Genomic DNA, 21342 nt, shown 5'->3' with positions numbered 1-21342 from the left:
GACATCCACGCAACGTCTGCCGACGCGGGCCCGGCGCGTGCGTAACGTCGAGCTTGCGTTGATTTGGGGGCGACCTGGCGTTGACGCACCGGCGGCGCAACCTTGACGTGCCCCTCCGCGTGGCGTGCCGAGATGGCGGATTTGTCGACGGCGCAGTCATACGCGTCCGCCGTGAAATGGCTGCCCCTGGGGCAGCCATTTTTCGTTATGCTTGCGCATCTTCCAACGGGTGCATTGCACGGCGGCAATCTTGTTTCCTCCTCTGCTTCTCTCAATGATCGGGCTCACGCTGGCCCTGATCTGGGCCTTGCCCTATAACCTCGTCAGGCACACGTATCCGATTTCCACCTTCTATGCGGAAGCGCTGACATTCTCGCTGTTCGCGTTGCTCGGTGCGCTCTCGATGATCGCCGTGTGGCAACGCGACGCACGCGCGCTACGGATGCCTCGCGTCACCTGGATGCCGCTCGCTTTTGTGGCGGTCATCCTTGTGCAGCGTGCCACGATGCCGACCGAGCTGCCGCAACTGATGATGACTGCGCTGCTCTACGGCGTGGCGATGATCGTGGCCGTGAATGCCGGGTTCTGGCTGGCACAACTCGGGTGGCGCGACGTGCTCATGCGATGGAGTGCGATGGCGCTCACGTTGGGGGGGCTGTACGCCGTGGGCGCGCAGGTCTTGCAAGCGTTTCATCTGGAAGCCGACGTACCCTGGCTGGTGGCCAAGTACTCCGTGACGGTCGCGCGCCGACTGTTCGGCAATATGTATCAGCCGAATCACTTGGCAACATATTTGTCGCTTGCCAGCGCGGGGGCGTTCTATCTCTGGTATCAGCGCAAGCTGCCCGCCTGGCTGTGGCTTGTGGTGTGTGCGGCTTTCGATATCGGTATCTGCCTGACCGGCTCGCGTACACCGTGGCTGCAACTGGCGCTATTGTCGGCATTCGGGGCGTGGCTCGTGTGGGTGGCGCGTGCCGAGACGGCGCGCAACATGCGCCGGTCGACGCGCTGGTTCGTGCCCGTTGCCATCCTTCCGTTGCTCGCCCTGATGACGATGTTCGTCGGTTGGGCGAACGTTGCCTGGGGGTTGCAGCTCGACGGCAGTGCCGTGGCCCGCATGCAGCAGGCCGGCCAAGTGGCGGGGCGCTTGAACCTGTGGGAGTACGGTCTGGCGATCTTCCGTGAGCATTGGTGGTTCGGCGCGGGCTGGTCGAACTACATCGACGCACAGTTTGCCTTGGTCGACAAGCTCGGTCCCGTTGAGATGGCCGACAACGCCCATAACGTGCTGCTCGATCTGCTCGCGAAGACCGGCATCATCGGTGCGTTGGCGGTACTGGCGCCGCTGGCGTTCTGGTTCGCGCGCGCGGTGCGCGGCATCAAGGTGGCGTCTGTCGCGCTCGCCTTCGTTCTGCTGGGTATGCTCGCGGTCCACGCCATGCTGGAGTATCCGCAGCACTACGCATTCTTCCTCTTGCCCGCGCTGTTCCTGCTCGGTTTGTGCGAGACAAAAGCGATCGATAGCGTGTCACCCACCGCCGCCGGTGCCATCAATGGCGTGATCGTGCTGTTTGCATGCGTGGCGATTCCTTGGCTCTACCACGACTACCAACGCGTCGAAGTGGCTTATCGCGCCGGCAAAATCGAAGCCTATCGCACGGATCCGGCGCTCTTCTTCACCCCGTATGGCGACTACGCGGTCACGGGGGCGTTGTTCCTGAATCGCGATCAGCTCGACGAAAAGCTGGCGGCGCATCGTGAAGCGCTGGCGCTGGGTGCCGGGCCGACCATGATCAAGCGTTATATCGTGCTGCTCGCCCTCGCAGGGCGCGACGACGAAGCGCTCGAAGACATTCAGCGCCTGAAGAATTACAACTCGGCGATTTTCGATGGGCAGTACGCTGCGCTCGTCCGGATGTTGCGTGAGCAGGGCGATACGCTGAAGCCGTTCGTCAAACGGGTCATCGAGGCGTGGGGGCGTCCGAAGGGCGAGGCCGACGAGGACGCGAGCGCTGCACCGCAAGAGAAAATGTCATCGATGTCATAAGGTCAGTGGCGACCCTGCCCATGAAACACAACGCCCGTGAATTTCACGGGCGTTGTGTTTTGCGGCGCTGTCGCACAACGGCTCAGGCCTTGGGGGTATCGCCTTCGTCGTCTTGATCGGTCTCTTCGCTACGCGCCCAGAAGAAACGGTCGGGGAAATGGCGTCCCATGCCCGGGCGGAATGCGTTCTCCAGGACCTGCTGCAGATACTCTTGCGCTTCACTGACGGCTTCTGGCACGGCGAGGCCGTTGGCGAGCATCGCGGTGACGGCGGCCGCCAACGTGTCGATGGCGCCGGCGACGTTGTGCGGCGGCCGGTCCCACGCGTCCTCGCGCACGACGCCACCCTCGGTGTAGAGCGTGTGCGTGAATTGCGGTGCGTTATTGTCGCTCACCAGAATGAACTCGCAGCCGTTTTCCAACAGGATGGCAACCGCGTCGTCGAGCGAAAGGTTTTCGTTCTCCGTGACGGTCTGTGCCAGCGCGATGGCATTGGCTGGGCTCACCACGAGCACGCTGGCCTGCGGCACGAGCAGACTGGCCGTGGCCTCGCGCAACTCGTCGGCCGAGAGCAGGTGCTCGCCGGCCAGGCCGAAGTCGGGCGCGACCACCAGGGGCGTCTCGTCGTAATCGGCCACGATCTCGGCAATGGCCGCGACGTTCTCCGCATTGACAGCGCTTCCGACCTTGAACGCGGCGACCGGCATGTCTTCGAGCAGCATGCGGGCCTGATCGACGACCCAGTCCGGGTCGACCGGCTGTACGTCGTTGCACGTGCGCGAGTCCTGGGCGGAATAGCCGGTGAGCACCGACACGCCGTAGCCGCCCATGCTCGCGAACGTGAGCAGGTCAGCCTGGACGCCGGTTGCCGAAGTCGGGTCGGAGAGTCCGAAGGTCAGGAGAATGGGAGGGGATTCAGTTTGCATGGAGGCAGGATAGACGGCGATCTGGTCACGCCTTGGGTTCGTTGGTACCATCACGCCTTAAATGCCCGTTTCGGAGCGCTGGAAAGCGTCGTGGGCATCGCCCGCCGGAGAACGAATGCACCGGCAGGTTTCCACGCCACCGTACGACAATTTTGTCCGCGGGGCCCGAAGCGGTTGACAAAGCCATTGTAACGGAACGCTCGTCGCTGAAGAAAGCATGGAATACAAGAGCTGGATGTGCCTCATTTGCGGTTGGATTTACGACGAAGAGGCAGGTTTGCCCGATGAGGGCATCGCGCCCGGCACGCGCTGGGAAGACGTGCCCATCAATTGGACCTGCCCCGAGTGCGGCGCGCGCAAGGAAGATTTCGAGATGGTGCAGATCTGAGGACGGGCGGCCCAGCCGCCGCCTGCTCCTCAAGGTCCTTGCGCGTCCGCCGCATCCACTGCGGTTGTCGCGCGCTCCGAAGTATCGGATGCCCTCGATGCCTCTGATGTACCCGATCGCCGTTTCGCCGTCGTTACGGCATGGCGCTCGACGATCTGCCCGGCCTTTGGCCGGGACGGTCACGCAGCGGACTTCCCGCCCAAATTCACGAAGACCGGCCGTATGGCCAGGAGATGGCCTATGGTGACGCCGCAAACGCCTTCCGACACCACCATCAACACGCCCCAAACGTCCGCGCGCGAGACTCGCGACACGCCCTTGTGGCGTTTGCCCGAAGTGGCAGACGCGCTGACCGAGGCATCCGACGCCTGGTCGAACGGTCCGGCGGCCTCGCTCGGCCCGCTGCGACGGGCCAACCGTTTGCTCCAGTCGAGCGGCCACGCCGATTGGGCGCTGCACGGCGAGCGCCTTGTGCAGGCGATCGCCGAAGCGGCCTATGGGCAGCCGGCCAGCCAGGACACCCAGCGCAATGCCCTGCGTCAGTTCGAACGCGACATCTGGCAGGCGGGGACGGCATCGGGTTCATCCCCTGTGGCGGCCGATGATGCCCCTCGCGCTTCCGAGCATTGGCCAGGCGCGCCGTCGCTGGGTGAGCTTCGTATGGCAGGCTGGCCGGCCGCGCACCCACGCCTGGACGGTCTGCCGGCGGGCACGGCACCGTTGCGAGCGGACGTCGAGCGCGTGCTGTTGCGACTGCTGCGTCCCGACGCGCAGGCCACCGACACCACGGCGGCCCTCGGTGAACTGGCTGATCTGGCGGCCGATCTCCACCGTGCGGGGGGGACGGCGCCGCTCGACTACTGGCGTCTGGCGGCTGCATGGCTGCGATTTGCCCGTGCGCCGTTGAGTCTGGCCGACAAGCGCCAGATTGGCCGGATGAATATGGCGTTACGCAAGCAATTGACACGTGCTGTTGTGCCGGAGGGCGGGGCCCCTGCCGCAACGCCTTCGTCTGCCACGGCGGGCGTCGGCGCAAAGGGCGTGAACGAGGCCATTCCCGGCCACGATCTGCTCGAGGCGCTCGCCACGTGGCATGCACAAGCCCCGGATCGCTGGCTGGGCGCGCTGCTGACCGATTTCGGCGTACTGCGACATCCTGGCCATCTGCCCGAACCGCTGGTCGATGCCGCACAGGTCGGGCAGAAGCAGGGCACGGGAAGCAGTTCGCGCGATTGGCTGCGCATTGGGCCGCTGGCGGTACGGCAGGACGTCTGCCAGACGTTCCTGAGCCTGGCGGACGAGGCGCTGCCCAATCTGAACGATCCGGCGGTGGCGGCGAAGGTGGCGCAATACTCGGCGGGCATCGGGCTGGCACCGGTCGCGCGGCTCGCGGCGGCGGTGGCGGCCACCGGCGAGCGGCTTGCCGCCTCGCCGCCGGCGGAGCCAGGGGGGCCGGCGGCGCTGGCGATGACGGTCAAGGCGTTGCGCGGCATGCTGCATCAGTTTGCCGCCGATACTTATCCGGAGTCGCGGCCCGACCTGATCGCGGAAATGGCGATGTGGCGCGAGCGTGCGCTGGACGCCAGCGTATTCGGACAGCGGCTCGTCACCGGGCGCGACGTTCCGTGATAAAGTCGGCGCAAAGGCTGCCATTGGCAGCTGATGGCCGTATCACGATGCGGAAAAAGTTCGTCTGCTGACCCGCAGCACCCGCTGCGCAAGGCAACACCCGGGCAGCAGACCGTCAAACAGCTTCCGATAAACTTTGGCCCTATGCCGAACGACCGTATCAACCTCACGAATCAATTCCTCATCGCCATGCCGGGCATGGCCGATCCGACGTTTTCCGGTACCGTCGTGTACCTGTGTGAACACAGCGAAAAAGGGGCGATCGGGCTGGTCATCAATCGTCCCACCGACATCGATCTGCAGTCGCTCTTCGAGCGGCTCGATCTCAAGCTGGAAATCGATTCCCTCGCGCATCAGCCAGTGTTTTTCGGCGGGCCGGTGCAGACCGAGCGCGGCTTCGTGCTGCATGAGTCGACCGGCGCGCCCTATAGCTCCTCGCTGTCGGTGCCGGGCGGTCTCGAAATGACAACCTCGAAAGACGTGCTCGAAGCCGTCGCGAATGGTCAGGGACCGCATCGTTTCCTGCTGACGCTGGGACATTCGGGTTGGGGCGCCGGGCAGCTGGAAGACGAGATCGGCCGCAACGGCTGGCTGACGGTCGCAGCGGATCCGGGCATCGTGTTCGACGTGCCGCCGGCCGAGCGCTTCGATGCTGCGTTGGCGTTGCTGGGCGTTACCTCGTCGATGCTGTCCGCCGACGCGGGTCACGCATGACGGCTGGCAGTGCCACGGTCCTCGCCTTCGATTACGGCGAGCGCCGAATCGGGGTCGCCATCGGCAATCTGATGTTGCGCGAGGCCAGCGCATTGACCGTCGTGGCCAATCTCAATCGTGAAGTCCGGTTCGCCGAGACCGGTAGGCTCATCGCCGAATGGGAACCCGAACTCATCGTCGTCGGGCTGCCGTGCCATCCGGACGGCACGCCGCACGAGATGACCCAGCAAGCCAAGCGCTTCGGCAACCAACTCAACGGACGATTCAACGTGCCGGTCGTGTGGGTCGACGAGCGTTACTCATCGGTCGCTGCCGCCGCGGCGCTGGCCGAGGCGGGCGTCAAGGTTTCGCAAAAGACATCGCTCGACGCCGAGGCCGCTCGCATCATCCTTCAGCAATATTTCGACGAGCATGTTCCTGTCTGATATCCCGAGCGGCATTCCGCCCGCGCGCCGCCAATGCGACGCCACGCAACGCCGACTCGCCCCGGAGCCCCTGCATGGCTAACGGAATCCTGGGCCGGCGCGGCCACCCGCAGCTAAACCGCAACGGTGAGCTGAAGCATTTGCTGACGGTGGAAGGGCTGCCGCGCGCCGTATTGATGCACATTCTCGACACCGCCACGCAGTTCGTCGGCGTGAACGATGCCGATGTGAAGAAGGTGCCGCTGCTACGCGGCAAGTCGGTCTTCAATCTCTTCTTCGAGAATTCGACACGTACGCGCACGACGTTCGAGATTGCCGCTGCGCGTCTGTCGGCCGATGTGCTGAATCTGAATATCAACGCGTCCTCGACGAGCAAGGGCGAAACGCTGCTCGACACCATCGGCAACCTGTCGGCCATGCACGCGGATCTGTTCGTCGTGCGTCACGCCCAATCGGGCGCACCTTACCTGATCGCGGAGCATTGTGCGCCGCACGTGCATGTCATCAACGCCGGCGACGGGCGTCACGCGCACCCGACGCAAGGCTTGCTCGACATGTACACGATTCGTCATCACAAGGGCGAATTTCAGAATCTGACGGTAGCGATCGTCGGTGACATTCTGCATTCGCGCGTGGCGCGCTCCGACATTCACGCGCTCACCACGCTGGGCGTGCCGGAAGTGCGCGCCATCGGGCCGCGCACGCTGTTGCCCGAGGGCCTAGAGCAACTCGGCGTGCGCGTATTCCACGACATGGATGAAGGGCTGCGCGACGTCGACGTCATCATCATGCTGCGGCTACAAAACGAGCGAATGAGCGGCGCGTTGCTGCCGTCGGCGGCCGAGTATTTCAAATATTACGGCTTGACGCCAGCGCGTCTCGCTTTGGCCAAACCCGACGCCATCGTCATGCATCCCGGACCGATGAACCGCGGTGTGGAAATCGATTCGGCGGTTGCGGACGGTCCGCAGTCGGTCATTCTCGAACAAGTATCGTTCGGCATTGCCGTGCGCATGGCGGCGATGAGTATCGTTGCCGCAACGCACGGGTGAGGGCGCCATGAAACTGCATCTGAAGGGCGGCCGCGTCATCGATCCCTCGACCCGAACCGATCGTGTCCAGGACGTCTTCATCGCGGCGGGCAGCATTGCTGCGCTGGGCATGCCGCCGGCCGACTTCGTCGCTGACCGAACCTTCGACGTGACGGGGCTGGCGGTCATGCCCGGGCTGGTCGATTTGGCGGCACGTCGCATGACGGCGGCCAGCGAAGCCGCGGCGGCGCTGGCTGGCGGGGTCACGCGCGTCGTTTGCCCACCCGATACCAACCCTGTGCTCGACGCGCCGGATCTCGTCGAAATGCTGCAGTTGCGCGCCCGTGCCGTGCACCATGCGCAGGTGCATCCGCTGGGCGCCTTGACGGTGGGACTTGCCGGCCGAGAACTCACGGAAATGGCGCAGTTGGCGCGAGCGGGCTGCATCGGACTGTCGCAGGCCAACGCGTCGATCACGGACAACCGCACCTTGTTGCGCGCGATGCAGTACGCGGGCACGTTTGGGCTGACTGTCTGGTTGCGCCCGCAGGACGCCGCGCTGGCGGCCGGCGGCGTGGCGGCCAGCGGTGCCGTTGCCTCTCGTCTCGGACTGGCGGGCATTCCGGTGGCGGCCGAGACCATCGCGTTGCACACGATTCTGGAACTCGTACGTGTGACGGGCACGCGCGTGCATCTGTGCCGTCTGTCGTCCGCGGCGGGGCTGGCGCTCGTGCGCTCGGCCAAGGCCGAAGGGTTGCCGGTGACGTGCGACGTCGCCGCGCATCATCTCCATCTGAGCGATATGGACATCGGCTATTTTGATGCTCAGTATCGACTCGATCCGCCACTGCGAGGGCAACGTGACCGAGAGGCCATCCGCGACGCCGCGCGCGACGGCACGGTCGATGCCATTTGCTCGGACCATACGCCGCTGGCGGTCGACGCACGTCTCGTCCCGTTTGCCGAAGCCGAGCCGGGCGCGAGCGGCGTGGAGTTGCTCCTGTCGCTGGTGTTGAAGTGGGCCGACGAGTCGCGCGTGCCGTTGGTCGATGCGCTGGCGCGGGTGACGTACGGGCCGGGACAGCGGGTCGCGACGGTGGCCCCGGGGGCGGGCCGGCTTGCGCCGGGACAACCGGCAGACCTATGTGTGTTTGCACCGTCGGCACACTGGACGGTGTCCGCGCAGCAGATGCGCAGTGCCGGCCACAACACGCCGTTTCTGGGTTACGAAGTGCCGGGTCGTGTAGGTCTCACGCTGGTGGGTGGCCACGTGGCGCACGAAACCCTCGCCGTCTAGGATGCGATTGTCGTGCTGCTAATCAAAAAAATTCGTCTTGGCTTGCACCTCACACGCGGTCTGCTGACCGCGCTGCTGTTTTTCCCGTTCCTGTCGGAAGCGGCGAAGCATCGTCGCATACGCGCATGGTCGCAAAAGCTGTTGAAGCTGTGCGGCATGCGTCTCGAAGTCGAGCAGCGGGCACCGTTGCCGGACAGCGGCGTGATGCTGCTGTGCAACCACGTGTCGTGGATCGACATCTTCGCGATCAATGCGTGGCAGCCGGTGCGGTTTGTCGCCAAGGCCGAGATTCGCCACTGGCCGTTGGTCGGCTGGCTGTGCGTGCAGACGCGCACCATCTTCCTGCAACGTGAGCGCCGTGCCGACGCCCGCCGCATCATGCATTACCTGTCCGATTGCCTGCGCGATGGGGACATCATCACCGTCTTCCCCGAAGGCACGACCACGGACGGTCGAAGCTTGTTGCCGTTCCACGCCAATCTGCTGCAAGCGCCGGTGGCTACTTCCAGGCCGGTGCAGCCGCTGTGTCTGTTCTATACCGATGCCGAGAGCGGGCGCCATACGATGGCGCCGGCGTATATCGGCGAAACGAGTCTGATCGAGTCCATCGACATGATTCTGCGCGCGCCGCCCATGACGGTGCGCTTGTCGGTGGGCGAACCGCAGCATCCGCAAGACGGTCAGCACCGTCGCGAGTTTGCGCTCGGCGCGCAGCGGGCGGTTGGCGATGCCTTGCAAGGGTTTCTGCCCGAGGCAGTGTTGCCGCAGAGCGGCTCGGTCGGCTCGCGTGACTCGGCATTGGGTGACGAAGACGACGATACGGTGCGGGCCGTTCAGGTCTGACGCGTGTCGCGCGACACAAAAAACGGCGCCCGTGGGCGCCGTTATCGTTCGTCAGGGCGATGACCGTAGCGACGCAGACGTCACTCACGAGACGGGCCGCAAGACGTCGCCCACGCGCGATCAATCAATGGCCTTTGCGCTTCTCAGCTTTGTCCGCTTTCGCCGATTTCCCAGCCCTCTCCACCTTTCCAACCTTTCCGATTTTGCCTACGGCGCCTCTATCGGACTTCTCGGCTTTCGCGGCCTTGGGCGCGTCTTGGGTCCTGTCCACCTTTTTGACCTTGTCGCGCGTCTTGTCGTCAGCCAGTGCAAGCGGATCGCGAATCTGCGGGCAGTCGACCTGAACCAGCTCGCGCGCGGCGGGCGCGCTGGCGAGCTTCACCGCGGATAACTGCCCGCCCCAGACGCAGCCTGTATCGAGCGCGAGCAGATTGTCGCGCATGACCAGGCCGAGCGCGGACCAGTGACCGAACGCCACCGTGACATTGGCTGTGCGACGGTTCGGCGTGTCGAACCAGGGCTTCAACTCGTCCGTGGCCGCGTCGGCCCCTTCCTTGATCTTGAAGTCGATGCGCCCGTCCGCTGTGCAAAAGCGCATGCGCGTGAGGGCGTTGATCGTGAGACGTTGACGGTCTTCGTCGCTCAGATCGTCTTGCCATCGATCGGGCTGATTGCCGAACATGCGCGACAGGAACGTTCTCCAGTCCGGGCCACGCAACTGCCGCTCCACGTCGCGAGCGAGCGTGATGACCTGCGCGGCGTCCCATTGTGGGAGCACGCCGGCATGCACCATCAGATGACCCTGTGCGAAATGCGCGAGCGGTCGATGGCGTACCCAGTCGATGAGGGCGTCGCGGTCGGGGGCCTTGAGAATGTCGTCGAGGGTGTCGCTGCCGTGGGTCTGGCGCACACCGGCCGCCACGGCCAGCAGATGAAGATCGTGATTGCCGAGCACGGCCGTGACGCGATCGCCCAGCGCGATGACCTGGCGCAACGTATCGAGCGAGCGCGGCCCGCGATTGACGAGGTCGCCTGCCAGCCAGAGATCCGCGTCCTGAGGCAGGTGCGCGAGCAGTTGTTCAAACGACGTCTGGCAACCCTGCAGGTCGCCGATAGCATAGATGTCACGCATGGCGGAGGTGGCGCTGTCTCGTCTGTCTAGTTGTCCCGATCATGGGGATGGCGGGTGCCGCGGCTTCGCGTCTGCGATGCGTTGCCCTTGGGGCGTTCACTTTTTGAAAATCAGCCAGCGGGGTGCTTTGAAGCGAACGATGCGCAGATACAGCCAGACATACGTCACCATGAAGGCGACGCAGCACAGTGCGAGCACCAGACTGTGTCGCCAGAACACCGTCGCCGGGATCACTGCCAGCAAGCATAGCAGCCAGAGGTACGGAGACGTCAAGGAGTTGCGTTGCGTCAGCGCGCTTGCCGTGCGGGCGCCGACGGCCCAACGCATCAGCCGCTTGTAGACGAGCATGTGCAGGTGCACGCCATCGGGAATGCCGGGCGACATGCCGCGCACGAAGCGCTTGCGATAGATTGAGAAACAGACCTCGAAGGCGGGGTAAATCACCATCAGTGCCGGGTACCACGGCGACACCTGCGGGTTGCGCATGACCAGCAACACGGCAATTTCGGCCAGCATGAAGCCGATGAAATACGCGCCGCCATCGCCGAGAAAGATCAGTCCACCGGGAAAATTGAAGATGAAGAACCCGAGGATCGCGCCCACCATGATCATTGAGGTAGTGAGCACAACGGGGTCTTGTACCTGAAACCCGACATAGCCGAGCGAGGCGAACATGATCATCGCGACCATCGCGGCGAGCCCGTTGAACCCGTCGATGATGTTGACGGCATTGGCCATGCCGGCCACGCAGAGCACGGTGAGTGGCACCGACACGGCGGCGAGCATCAACGCGCGGTCGGCCAAGCCGATGTCGATGCGCGTGACGTGGATGTCGAGCAGAAGCCACGCCAGCAGCGCGGCGAACATCGTGCAGATGAGGCGCACCGTCGGCGACACTTTCTTGGTCAGGTCTTCGACGAAGCCGGAGAAGAATGCGGGCAGGCCACAGGCGACGAGCAGGAGGATATTGCGCGAGACAACGGGATACGAGAAACCGAGCGCCGTGGCGGCCACGATCAGGCCCGCCAGAATACCGACGCCGCCGATGCGCGGCACCGGACGCACGTGAAACTTCTGCACGCCGGCAACATCGCTATCGCCGGAGAAGCGGGCGTGAACGTGCGCATAGCGGACGATCAAGAGCGTCGCGATGAACGACACGAGCAGGGCGATGGCGAGACTCAGCATGATGCGATGTAACGGCCGATGATTCGGCCGTCGAAGAGAGAATTCGGAAAGACGTCTTACTTCTTCTTGACCACCATCCAGCGCGGCGAGCGGAACCTTACGATTCGCTGATACAACCAGACGTACGCCACGATGAATATCAGACAGCAGGCCGCCAAAAGACCACTATGCCGCCAGAAAATCGTTGCCGGAACGACGGCCGAAAGACACAGCACCCAAAGGTAAGGGGAGGTCATCGAATTACGTCGTGCGAGTTGTGATGCGATTTTCGAACCGACGGCCCACCGCAGTACTCGCTTGTAGATGAGCATGTGCAGGTGCACGCCGTCAGGCATGCTGGGAGAGACCCCGCGGACGAAACGCCGCCGGTAAATCGAGAAGCAGACTTCGAAAATCGGGTAAATCAGCATGAGTGCCGGATACCACGGGGAGACCAGCGGGTTGCGCATCACGAGCAGAATGGCGAGCTCTGCGAGCATGAACCCAAGGAAATAGGCGCCGCCGTCCCCGAGGAAAATCAACCCATTTGGGTAATTCAAAATGAAAAAGCCGAGCACGGCGCCGACCATGATCATCGCGGCGGAAAGCACGATGTTATCGCCCACCTGAAACGCGACGTAGCCCAGCGACATGAACATGAAAATGCTGACCATCGCGGCAAGGCCATTGAAGCCGTCGATGATATTGATCGCATTGGTCATCGCCGCAGTGCAGATGACGGTCAAAACGACTGAAATCACCGGAATGGCGAGCAACGCGTCAACCGGGGCAATGCCGATGCGATTGATATGGATGCCCAACACCCAATAGGCGACGAGCGCCGACACCATGGCGCATAGCAAGCGCATTCTCGGGGAGACACGTTTGGTGATGTCTTCGATAAATCCGCCGAGAAACACCGGTGCGGCGCTGGCGGCTAGCAGCAAAATTTCTGCGAGGCGTCCTTGGTATCGGAAAGTTGCGAAGGTGCCGGCGACAAGCAGACCGAACATAATGCCCAAACCGCCAATGCGTGGCACAGGATGGGCATGAACCTTCTGAACCCCTTTTGTGTCGCTATCGCTGGAAAAATGCGCATGCACATGGGCATACCGCACAATAAGCAGCGTAGTGACAAATGAAACCACCAATGCCAATGTCAGGTTCAGCATGTTACGGACAAGTTAATCGCGTTGATTAGTATTTATGTGCGATTGGCGTTCCCTCGCTAAGCCCGCTTTAATCGTGAGTCGAGCCAAACGGAGTCCCCCGATTGACTTCGCCGAGTATTCTCAAGTACTCGGCGATCACCAATCGCTCGTCGAAATTTTGCGCTACTTTAGCACGCCCGGCCTCCCCGACCGCCGCGAGATCACCCGCTGACATGCCTGCCACCTGTTTCATCTTCGCGGCCAGTGCCGCCGCGTTCTGTACGGGGATGACCCATCCTGTCACGCCTTCGCTCACCACCTCACGGCAGCCCTGAACGTCGGTCGTGATCACCGGGCGGCCCATGGCACTCGCTTCGAGAAGGGTTCGCGATAAACCCTCCCGATAAGATGGCAGCACGATGCAGTGTGCTTGCGCGATGAAGGGGCGAACTTCCTGCGTCACGCCCAAATATTCGACGAGACCTTCCCGCTCCCACGCGGCCACCTGCTCGCGCGAGATCGCTGTTGGATTTTCAACGTCGGCGGGGCCCAACAACTGACATCGGACGTGCGGCATCGTCACCTTCAGCGCGCGCGCGGCTTCCACGAACTCCAGCACGCCTTTGTCGCGCAATAGCCGCGCAATCAACAAAAATCGAAATGTGCCATCGTCTCCCGGCCAAGGGGCGGGGGCGAAATGATCCAGATTGATGCCTTCCCCCGGGAGAAGACGTGCTTTGCGTATATCGACGAGCCCGCCGTTGACCATGGCATCGAAGTCCGCCGTATTGAGCAACCAGTTCTCCCGCGTGTGACGGAAGGCATACCGGTACAAGAAGCGGACGACATGCGTAATGAACGATCTGTTGATGAACACGGTGCCCATACCCGTCGTGATCGATACCGACGGAATCCCAGCCCAATGCGCCGCCATGGCGCCGTAGATATTCGGCTTGATCGTGTAATGGAAGCAGACCGCAGGACGAACGCGTCGGTACAGGCGATACAGACGCATCGCGAAGCCGATGTCCTGCAGCGGATTCTGCCCTTTGGACGCCATCGGCATGAGGTGTACCGTGCACCCCATCTCGCGCAGCAAGGGCGAATAGTCGTCATCCGGGGCCACGACGTGGACGGGGTGCCCGTCGGCCAGGAGTGCCCGGATCGGGCCGCCACGGAAATTATGAATCGACCAGAAAGAGTTCGAGCAGAAAAGAACGGGTGCTTGCATGGGATTCAGTGGATTTCGGCTTGAGCCGCTGCAAGACGCGCATAGACCGCGATCCAGCGCGTCACGACTGCATCGAGAGAGTAATGGGTGATGATGCGCTCGCGATTGGCGACGCCGGTCGCGTGACGCGCGCTCGCGCCGGCGCGCAGGTGGCGAATCAGGGCGTCGCCGAGCGCCTGCGCATTGCCTACTGGCACGAGCGTGTTGCCCGAGACGGTGCCGAGGAGTTCACGCACCCCCCCGCAGTCAGTCGACACGACGGGCAAGCCGCTGGCCATCGCCTCGCCAATCACGAGCGGCAATCCTTCCCAGGCGGACGACATCGCGTAGACGTCCGCGGCACACATCCATTGCGCGATGTCGTTGCTACGCCCGAGCAGCGTAATCGCATGGGCCAGCCCGCGTGCGTCCACGAGCGCCTGCATAGCACCGCGTAGCGGCCCGTCTCCGGCGATCGCGAGGCGTGCTTCGGGCACCGCCAGGAGCACGTGCGAGAACGCGTCGATCAGCGTCGGATAGTCCTTCGCTTCCACCATCCGGCCCGCCGCGAAGACGATGAGCGTCGCCGTCGAGGGCAACGTGGGCATGGCCGCGCGCCACTGCGACCGAACCTGCTCATCGGGACGGTAGCGATCCGTGTCGATGCCATTGGGCACGCTCACGATACGTTCCGCCGGCGCGGCGCGTTGCGCAACGAAGGCGGCCACCGCGTCGTCGCTGACGTTCGTCGTCAAATCCGTCCACCGATCCGTCAGCCGATAGGCCAGCATCCGCAGACGTCCGCCTTCATTGCGGCTGTGCGCGCTCGTCACCAGCACCGGCACCGGGGCAAACCACCGAGCCACGCGAGCCAACACGTTGGCATGCACCATGTGGGCGTGCACGACGTCGGGCTGCCACGCGCGCAGGTGCGCGACGAGGCTTCGCAACGCACACGCGAGGGACCACGGCGTCTTGCCCGCCTTCAATTCAATGAGCGTGAGCCGCGGCGATTCCGGCAAGGCGATGGCACAGGTGCCCGTGAGCGAGATGAGTGCGACATCATGCCCGCGCGCGAGGAAACCCCGGGCGAGATCGGCCACCTGCGTTTCCGCTCCCCCCAATTGCAGACCGGTGACGAACAGGACAATCTTCATCGCGCGCTCCGCGGTGTCGAACCGCCCTCGGCCCATAGCGCTTCCCAATGCGCCGCAATGGCATCCGCGCCGAACTCCCGCGCGTGGGCGTAGCCCGCCAGGCCAAGTCTGCGTCGCAGGGAGGCGTCGCCGATCAGCCGTTTGAGCCCGCCAGCCAACCCCTCGATATCGCCGTCGTCAATGATCAGACTGTCGACCTCGTCATGCAACAGCGCGCGGGGCCCCGCATCGGCAGCGTAGGCCACGATGGGCACCGCATACGCCTTGGCTTCAATTAACACGAGTCCGAAACTTTCACGTCGCGACGGGAGACAGTAGATCGCCGCCCGCGCATAGTGCTGCGCGATGTCGGCCACGGCGGGCAGCACCTGCACGCTGTCGCCGACCCCGGTGTCGCGCGCTTGCGCGAGCAGCGCGTCGCGCAGCGGGCCATCGCCCACAATACGCACCTGCCAGCCCGGGGCGTCGCGGGCGATACGCGCCCAAGCGTCGATCAGGCGGTCGAAGCCCTTCTCCGGAACCAGGCGCCCGACGGCGAGAATGCCGCCCTCGCTGCTGGGCTCGGGAGGCGCGTCCGGGATCGCAAGGCCCAGCGGATTGGGAAGCGTGACGAACTGCGCCCGGGCGTGGGGATGATGCATTCGCCACGCGTCGCGGTCGGCGTCAGTGAGCACGACCACGGCGTCGTACCGACGTGCCGCCAGCGCACGCGCCCATCGGCGGGCGCGTCGGCCGAGGTCGCTGGCATAGGTGCTGTGCTCCCAGGCGATGCGTTGCAGCGGCAGTCCGATCGTGGCGGGCACGGTGTAGAGCGCGAGCATCGGGTCGACGTCGATCAGCACATCGATGGCTTGCTCGCGCACGTAGCGCCGCACCTGCCGAACGATGGACATGTAGTGATGCTTGAACGCCAAGCGCTCGGCGAACATCGCGTGGTGCGCGACACCGGGCGCCAACGGGAAGACGGGCGTATGGCCCCACAACGACAGCACGTGCACGCGATGCCCGCGCGCCGCAAGCGCGTTCGCGAGCGTGGCCGTCGCGCGTTCGGCGCCGGCGAAGGCCGCGAGCGTACCCGTGAACAGGCAGAGGGTACGGTCGACGTGGTTGTTCGGGGAATGAGACGGCGTCATCGCATCAGTCTCGCCGGAGCAACCAGACGCCGAGCACCAGCGCGGCCGCATACCCCGCGCCGTAGCCAAATGCGCCGGCGAGCGCTCCGAAATGCGGGGCCAGGCCGCGCACGACTGTAAAGGCCACCACGGCCGCACATAGCCACTTCGCGATGACCCAGCGTCCGGCGCCGCGACGAATCAGCGTGAGGTTCAGGGCGGCGTCGGCGAACACCAGAATCCCCATGAGCGCCGAGACGCGAAGAATTTGCGCCGACTCCGCGAACCCGGCGCCATAGATCAGGTGCACGATCCAGGGCGCCAGCAGCGCTATCGGCATCGCCAGGCAAGCGCCGGCGGCGACCATCAGCCACACGGCACGCACGGTATTGCGTCTCGCGGTGGCGTTGTCGAACGTCTGAAAGATCAGTTGCGGCGCGAGCGAATTCGCGATGATCGGCGCCACGAGCACGAAGTTTTCCGTGATCTGCATGGCGGCGGCATACGCGCCGAGTTCCGCGAGCGGGATGAGCGGCTTGAGCACAAGCTGGTCGATACGCTTGAAGAGGATCATGAGCATCAGGCCGCCCCAGAACGTCATGCCGCTCGAGAGCAGGTCGACCAGCAACGTGCGCCGCCAGATCACAGCCGTCTTCGGCGAATGCTTGAAGTAATACCGAACCAGCAACGCGGCGGCCACGACGGCCTCGACAGCGTAGACGACCGCGAACGCGGCAACGCCCGCGTGCGTCACGAACAGGAGCGCCACGAGGGCGAGTTTGACGCCGAGCCCGCAGAGGTTGGCCGCGACGCTCGGCCGGTTGAACGTGCGTGCCTGCAACCATGCGATGACAATGCCCGCAGGCTCGCGGAACCAGAGCGCCACGCCGAGCCAGAGGGCAATGGCGACCAGCTCGGACTCGGCAAACCCGATGACGTAGATGGCCAACGCTGCGTAGGCGACGGCCGCAGCGGCCAGGCGCAGCACGAAAGCATGGGCGATGACCGTGCGTTGCTCCGCCTCGGTCTTGCCGACCAGTCGCGGCACCACGACCTCGCTGCCGCACAACAGCGTGAGGGACGCGGCGAGGAACACGAGCGATTGCGCGTACTGAAACAGGCCGAACTGCGCGGCGCCGAGACTGCGTGCCAGTAGGCCGGAGACGGCGATGCCACCGACGATCTGCGCGCCGCGCTCGGTCAGCATCCAGAGGATGTTGCGAATGATGGTGCGATAGGGCATGTGGCGCTCGCGCGGCTCACTCGTTCTCAAGTCAAGATAAGCAAAACCGGCCTCGCAAGGCCGGTGCTGGGGGCGTCACACGCTTGTCACGATGCGCGGACACTGATTGTAGGCGATCGCTGACAAGGGTTTGGAGGGAAATGCCGCAGTGCGGCGAAGTCCCGTATAATTTTAGCGTAATGCAGCCGATCCCGGCCGGTCTTCCTGCCGGGATTTCGCGTTTGCTGCGCGCTCGGCGCTGGCTTTCCGGCCGACGCCCCTCGACATTTCCGTTACGTATGGGTTCGCCCAGGCGATACGCCCGGCCCCTCGCGTCGGATGACGACTTTTTCCCTCGCTTCCGAGAGATCCTCCCCCATGACGCAAACCACGCAAGTTTCACCTGCGATTTTCAAGGCATACGACATCCGCGGTATCGTCGGCAAGACCCTGGATGCCAACGTCGCGCACCTGATCGGACGCGCGTTCGGCACGGCGGTGCGTCGCGAAGGCGGCAACGCGGTCGTGGTCGGTCGCGACGGCCGTCTGTCCGGACCCGAACTGGTCGGCGCGCTCTCAGACGGCCTGCGCGCCGCCGGTGTCGATGTGGTCGATATCGGCGTCGTCGTTACGCCGATGGTGTATTTCGCGACGAACGTCACACTGCATGGCCGCATCGTCGACTCCGGCATCATGGTCACGGGTAGCCACAACCCGCCCGACTACAACGGTTTCAAGATGGTCTTGCGCGGTCGGGCGATCTACGGCGATGCCATTCAGGGCCTCGCCACGCTGATCGGCCAGCAGGACTTCGAGACGGGGCAGGGCACGTACACGGCCGACGAGATCGGTGAGTCGTATCGCGCGCGCATCGCGGGCGACGTGCATCTGGCGCGGCCGATGAAGATCGCCGTGGACTGCGGCAACGGTGTGGCGGGCGCGTACGCCCCGGCGCTGTTCCAGATGCTCGGCTGCGATGTCATCGAGCTGTTCTGCGAGGTCGACGGCACGTTCCCGAACCATCACCCGGATCCCGCCCATCCGGAGAACCTCCAGGATCTGATCCGCACGCTGCAGACGACCGATGCCGAGATCGGCCTCGCGTTCGACGGCGACGGCGACCGTCTCGGCGTAGTCACCAAGGACGGTCAGATCATCTATCCGGATCGCCAGTTGATGCTCTTCGCCGCCGAGGTGCTGAGCCGCCATCCGGGCGAGAAGATCATCTACGACGTGAAGTGCACCCGCAACCTCGCGGATTGGGTGCAAAAGCACGGCGGCGAGCCGCTGATGTGGAAGACAGGGCACTCACTGGTCAAGGCCAAGCTCAAGGAGACGGGCGCACCGCTCGCGGGCGAGATGAGCGGCCACGTGTTCTTCAAAGACCGCTGGTACGGTTTCGACGACGGCCTGTACACGGGCGCGCGTCTGCTTGAAATCCTGTCGAAGGCAGCCGATCCGAGCGCGGTGCTCAATGCGCTGCCCAACTCGATTTCGACGCCCGAGCTGCAGATCCCGCTGGCCGAAGGCGAGAACTTCGCGTTGATCGACAAGCTGCGCGAGACCGCCAAGTTCGACGGAGCGCGGGACATCGTCAAGATCGACGGCGTGCGTGTCGAATATGCGGATGGTTTCGGTCTGGCCCGTTCGTCGAACACCACGCCGGTCGTCGTGCTGCGCTTCGAGGCCGACAGCGATGCGGCCATCGCGCGCATTCAAGACGACTTCCGCCGCGCCATCCTGGCCGTGAAACCCGACGCCAAGCTGCCGTTCTGAGGCGAGGCCTGGGGGTCCCAGCGCCGGGCAACCGGCGCGGGACGTCTTAAGGGATACCTGATGGGCGTCGAGTGGACGCCACAAGATACGCCGTAAGGGGACCGCTGCAAGAACGGCGCAATCAACGCTGTTCGGCGGGCCGGGTCGGGGTAAAATCGCGGTTTTGCTCACGAGGCCCGGCCGAACCGCCGGGGCGTGCGGTTGCAGGTTCTGATCGTCAAAGTCTCGTCGCTCGGCGACGTCGTCCATAACATGCCCGTGGTGCAGGACATTGTGCGCCACCATCCCGACGCCCAGATCGACTGGGTGGTGGAAGAGGGCTTCGTCGACCTCGTCAAACTCGTGCGCGGGGTGCGCCGGGTCATTCCTTTCGCGTTGCGCCGCTGGCGCAAGCAGCCGCTCGCCGCACGCACGTGGCAGGAGATCGGCGCCTTTCGCCGCGCCTTGCGCGAAACCCCTTACGACTACGTGATCGACACGCAGGGTCTGATCAAGACTGGCTGGATCGCGCGCACGGCACGCGGCGCCGTGTGGGGGTTGGGCAACCGGACCGAAGGGGCCAGCTACGAGTGGCCGGTGCGTTACCTCTACCGGCATACCGTGCGCATCGAGCCGCACACGCATGTGGTTACGCGCTCGCGGCTGCTGGTGGCCGAAGCGATGGGGTTCAAGGTAACCGACGAGATCGACTTCGGCATTGCCACCGAGCGCGCCGACCACAGCCAGTGTCCGGACTATCCGTATGCGGTGTTCGTGCACGCCACGTCGCGCGACGACAAAACGTGGCCGGAAGACGACTGGATTGCGCTGGGTCGCGATCTGGCGTCGCAAGGGTTGCGGATCGTATTGCCGTGGGGCAGTGCGGCGGAGCGCGAGGTCTCGCTGCGACTGGCCACCGCGCTGGGTGACGACGCCTGGGTGCCGCCGAAGATGAATCTGTCGCAGGTCGTTGGCCTCATCGATCGCGGCGCGATCACCGTTGGCGTGGATACGGGGCTGGTGCATATTGCCGCAGCACTGAACCGTCCCACCATCGAGTTATACAATTTCAGCACCGCGTGGCGCACCGGCGGATTCTGGTCGCCGCGCATTGTCAATCTTGGCGACGCCGCGCACAAGCCAACGCTCGCGCAAGTCCGCGACGCCGTGCGCCAGCTCGCACTGTCGCTGCGGCCTGTGCCGAGCGGCGACGGCGCGCCCCGGGAGGACCGAAGCGCATGAGCCAAATGAATGAAAGCGGCCAGATCGTTACCGTGGAATCCGGCGACTGGCAGGCAGGGCAACTGTCGGTGCCGCGCGAGACGCTGGTGGCCGATGTCGAGGCCGGCAAGGTGCTGTATTTCCCGCACCTGGCCTTCGCGATCGATGCCGCGGAGCAGCGCCTGCTCGATCCGGCCATTGCCGATCCGAAGCGCAAGAACATCAGCCTCGATCCCAAGTCCGACGTGCTGGTCGGTGTGGCCGCCGACGACAGCACGCAGCGCGCCGTCCATGCGCTGGTCAAGCGTTACTACACGCAGGCGTGCAGCCTGATCGACGGTCTGTTGCCCGAGTATCGCGGCAAGTTGCGCGCGGCGCCCACGAGTCTGCGTCTGCATCGGGTTGAAACGCGCCAGACGTCGTGGCGCAAGGACGACAGCCGACTGCACGTCGACGCCTTTCCGTCGCGCCCGAACTACGGCGAGCGCATTCTGCGCGTGTTCACCAACGTCAACCCGGCAGGGCAGCCGCGCGTCTGGCGTGTGGGCGAGCCGTTCGAAACGGTGGCCAAACGCTTCCTGCCGAAAGTGCCTACCCAATGGCCGGGCTCCGCGTGGCTGCAGAACGTGGTGGGCATCACCAAGCGTGAACGCAGCGGCTACGACCACATCATGCTGCATCTGCACGACGGCATGAAAGCCGACATAGACTACCAGCGCGACGCCGAACAGCAGACCATGCCGTTCCCGCCGGGCAGTGTGTGGATCTGCTTCTCGGACCAGACGTCGCATGCGGTGATGTCGGGCCAGTTCATGATGGAGCAGACCTTCTTCCTTCCCGCCGAAGCGATGGTGCACCCCGAGTGCTCGCCGCTGGCGGTTTTGCAACGTCTCACGCATCGGGCGCTCATCTGAAT

Annotated in this window: 18 protein-coding genes and 1 pseudogene; 11 read left to right on the top strand and 8 right to left on the bottom strand. The window is 64.4% G+C overall.

The annotated features are described in order from the left end of the window. Positions 1 to 250: 250 nt before the first annotated feature. Positions 251 to 2047 (top strand): PglL family O-oligosaccharyltransferase, encoded by a 1797-nt coding sequence (locus OYT13_RS21420; RefSeq protein WP_268566910.1) that lies wholly within the window; start codon positions 251 to 253, stop codon positions 2045 to 2047. A gap of 82 nt (positions 2048 to 2129) precedes the next feature. Here OYT13_RS21420 and thiD read toward each other — a convergent pair whose 3' ends face one another. Then, on the bottom strand, positions 2130 to 2972 hold the full coding sequence (thiD, locus tag OYT13_RS21415) for a bifunctional hydroxymethylpyrimidine kinase/phosphomethylpyrimidine kinase (protein ID WP_017232942.1): 843 nt from the start codon (positions 2970 to 2972) through the stop codon (positions 2130 to 2132). A gap of 217 nt (positions 2973 to 3189) precedes the next feature. On the opposite strand from thiD, the gene OYT13_RS21410 reads away from it, so the two are divergent. From OYT13_RS21410 to OYT13_RS21380, 7 genes and pseudogenes are all read left to right on the top strand, one after another. Continuing rightward, positions 3190 to 3360, top strand: coding sequence for a rubredoxin (locus OYT13_RS21410; protein ID WP_006400971.1), 171 nt, complete (start codon positions 3190 to 3192; stop codon positions 3358 to 3360). 240 nt (positions 3361 to 3600) lie between these two features. After that, positions 3601 to 4989, top strand: a complete 1389-nt coding sequence (locus OYT13_RS21405; RefSeq protein WP_261939732.1) for a hypothetical protein — start codon at positions 3601 to 3603, stop codon at positions 4987 to 4989. 144 nt (positions 4990 to 5133) lie between these two features. Beyond that, positions 5134 to 5703, top strand: a complete 570-nt coding sequence (locus OYT13_RS21400; RefSeq protein ID WP_268566909.1) for a YqgE/AlgH family protein — start codon at positions 5134 to 5136, stop codon at positions 5701 to 5703. Continuing rightward, positions 5700 to 6128, top strand: a complete 429-nt coding sequence (gene ruvX, locus OYT13_RS21395) for a Holliday junction resolvase RuvX (protein ID WP_017232133.1) — start codon at positions 5700 to 5702, stop codon at positions 6126 to 6128. Before OYT13_RS21400 ends, ruvX begins: the two co-directional genes overlap by 4 nt. A gap of 98 nt (positions 6129 to 6226) precedes the next feature. After that, positions 6227 to 7180: pseudogene (locus OYT13_RS21390) on the top strand (aspartate carbamoyltransferase catalytic subunit); the annotation flags it as partial. 7 nt (positions 7181 to 7187) lie between these two features. Beyond that, entirely contained in the window at positions 7188 to 8456 is a 1269-nt protein-coding gene (locus tag OYT13_RS21385) for a dihydroorotase (protein WP_026131631.1), read from the top strand. A gap of 12 nt (positions 8457 to 8468) precedes the next feature. After that, positions 8469 to 9299: a lysophospholipid acyltransferase family protein gene (locus OYT13_RS21380; RefSeq protein ID WP_017232130.1), complete on the top strand. Its 831-nt coding sequence runs from the start codon at positions 8469 to 8471 to the stop codon at positions 9297 to 9299. Between the two features lie 124 nt (positions 9300 to 9423). Here the strand turns inward: OYT13_RS21380 and OYT13_RS21375 are convergent, their stop codons facing one another. The 7 genes from OYT13_RS21375 to OYT13_RS21345 form a co-directional block, all read right to left on the bottom strand. Continuing rightward, a complete protein-coding gene (locus OYT13_RS21375; RefSeq protein WP_315973481.1) occupies positions 9424 to 10431 on the bottom strand; it encodes a symmetrical bis(5'-nucleosyl)-tetraphosphatase in 1008 nt (335 codons plus the stop codon). Positions 10432 to 10527: 96 nt separating this feature from the next. Beyond that, complete coding sequence (locus tag OYT13_RS21370) at positions 10528 to 11619, bottom strand: MraY family glycosyltransferase (protein WP_268566908.1); 1092 nt, start codon at positions 11617 to 11619, stop codon at positions 10528 to 10530. Between the two features lie 56 nt (positions 11620 to 11675). Then, positions 11676 to 12770: an MraY family glycosyltransferase gene (locus OYT13_RS21365; protein WP_268566907.1), complete on the bottom strand. Its 1095-nt coding sequence runs from the start codon at positions 12768 to 12770 to the stop codon at positions 11676 to 11678. A 67-nt stretch (positions 12771 to 12837) separates the two neighbouring features. After that, a complete protein-coding gene (locus tag OYT13_RS21360; RefSeq protein WP_268566906.1) occupies positions 12838 to 13980 on the bottom strand; it encodes a glycosyltransferase family 4 protein in 1143 nt (380 codons plus the stop codon). A 5-nt stretch (positions 13981 to 13985) separates the two neighbouring features. Further along, positions 13986 to 15116 carry a glycosyltransferase gene (locus OYT13_RS21355; protein WP_268566905.1) on the bottom strand — a complete coding sequence of 377 codons (1131 nt, stop codon included), beginning with the start codon at positions 15114 to 15116 and terminating at the stop codon, positions 13986 to 13988. After that, entirely contained in the window at positions 15113 to 16249 is a 1137-nt protein-coding gene (locus OYT13_RS21350) for a glycosyltransferase family 4 protein (protein ID WP_268566904.1), read from the bottom strand. Before OYT13_RS21350 ends, OYT13_RS21355 begins: the two co-directional genes overlap by 4 nt. Before the next feature lie 4 nt (positions 16250 to 16253). After that, positions 16254 to 17471 (bottom strand): oligosaccharide flippase family protein, encoded by a 1218-nt coding sequence (locus OYT13_RS21345; protein WP_268566903.1) that lies wholly within the window; start codon positions 17469 to 17471, stop codon positions 16254 to 16256. 357 nt (positions 17472 to 17828) lie between these two features. Between OYT13_RS21345 and OYT13_RS21340 the strand changes: the two genes are divergently transcribed. The 3 genes from OYT13_RS21340 (at position 17829) to OYT13_RS21330 (ending at position 21340) form a co-directional block, all read left to right on the top strand. Then, positions 17829 to 19226 (top strand): phosphomannomutase/phosphoglucomutase, encoded by a 1398-nt coding sequence (locus OYT13_RS21340; protein ID WP_150563634.1) that lies wholly within the window; start codon positions 17829 to 17831, stop codon positions 19224 to 19226. A gap of 252 nt (positions 19227 to 19478) precedes the next feature. Further along, positions 19479 to 20447, top strand: a complete 969-nt coding sequence (gene waaC, locus OYT13_RS21335; RefSeq protein WP_268567917.1) for a lipopolysaccharide heptosyltransferase I — start codon at positions 19479 to 19481, stop codon at positions 20445 to 20447. Between the two features lie 5 nt (positions 20448 to 20452). Beyond that, positions 20453 to 21340 carry a Kdo hydroxylase family protein gene (locus tag OYT13_RS21330; protein WP_268567916.1) on the top strand — a complete coding sequence of 296 codons (888 nt, stop codon included), beginning with the start codon at positions 20453 to 20455 and terminating at the stop codon, positions 21338 to 21340. The last annotated feature ends 2 nt before the right edge of the window (positions 21341 to 21342 follow it).

Origin of the sequence: Pandoraea sp. XJJ-1 (assembly GCF_026802345.1) — a bacterium.
Taxonomy (GTDB): Bacteria; Pseudomonadota; Gammaproteobacteria; order Burkholderiales; family Burkholderiaceae; genus Pandoraea; species Pandoraea cepalis.
This window is presented reverse-complemented; position numbering and strand designations above follow the sequence as displayed.

Excerpts from the sequence above, each read along its gene's own strand:
- OYT13_RS21385 (WP_026131631.1), top strand. The coding sequence starts at position 7,188 with ATGAAACTGCATCTGAAGGGCGGCCGCGTCATCGATCCCTCGACCCGA.
- OYT13_RS21355 (WP_268566905.1), bottom strand. The coding sequence starts at position 15,116 with ATGAAGATTGTCCTGTTCGTCACCGGTCTGCAATTGGGGGGAGCGGAA.
- OYT13_RS21400 (WP_268566909.1), top strand. The coding sequence starts at position 5,134 with ATGCCGAACGACCGTATCAACCTCACGAATCAATTCCTCATCGCCATG.
- thiD (WP_017232942.1), bottom strand. The coding sequence starts at position 2,972 with ATGCAAACTGAATCCCCTCCCATTCTCCTGACCTTCGGACTCTCCGAC.
- OYT13_RS21330 (WP_268567916.1), top strand. The coding sequence starts at position 20,453 with ATGAATGAAAGCGGCCAGATCGTTACCGTGGAATCCGGCGACTGGCAG.
- OYT13_RS21405 (WP_261939732.1), top strand. The coding sequence starts at position 3,601 with ATGGTGACGCCGCAAACGCCTTCCGACACCACCATCAACACGCCCCAA.
- OYT13_RS21370 (WP_268566908.1), bottom strand. The coding sequence starts at position 11,619 with ATGCTGAGTCTCGCCATCGCCCTGCTCGTGTCGTTCATCGCGACGCTC.
- OYT13_RS21360 (WP_268566906.1), bottom strand. The coding sequence starts at position 13,980 with ATGCAAGCACCCGTTCTTTTCTGCTCGAACTCTTTCTGGTCGATTCAT.
- OYT13_RS21410 (WP_006400971.1), top strand. The coding sequence starts at position 3,190 with ATGGAATACAAGAGCTGGATGTGCCTCATTTGCGGTTGGATTTACGAC.
- waaC (WP_268567917.1), top strand. The coding sequence starts at position 19,479 with ATGCCCGTGGTGCAGGACATTGTGCGCCACCATCCCGACGCCCAGATC.
- ruvX (WP_017232133.1), top strand. The coding sequence starts at position 5,700 with ATGACGGCTGGCAGTGCCACGGTCCTCGCCTTCGATTACGGCGAGCGC.
- OYT13_RS21340 (WP_150563634.1), top strand. The coding sequence starts at position 17,829 with ATGACGCAAACCACGCAAGTTTCACCTGCGATTTTCAAGGCATACGAC.
- OYT13_RS21350 (WP_268566904.1), bottom strand. The coding sequence starts at position 16,249 with ATGACGCCGTCTCATTCCCCGAACAACCACGTCGACCGTACCCTCTGC.
- OYT13_RS21365 (WP_268566907.1), bottom strand. The coding sequence starts at position 12,770 with ATGCTGAACCTGACATTGGCATTGGTGGTTTCATTTGTCACTACGCTG.
- OYT13_RS21375 (WP_315973481.1), bottom strand. The coding sequence starts at position 10,431 with ATGCGTGACATCTATGCTATCGGCGACCTGCAGGGTTGCCAGACGTCG.
- OYT13_RS21345 (WP_268566903.1), bottom strand. The coding sequence starts at position 17,471 with ATGCCCTATCGCACCATCATTCGCAACATCCTCTGGATGCTGACCGAG.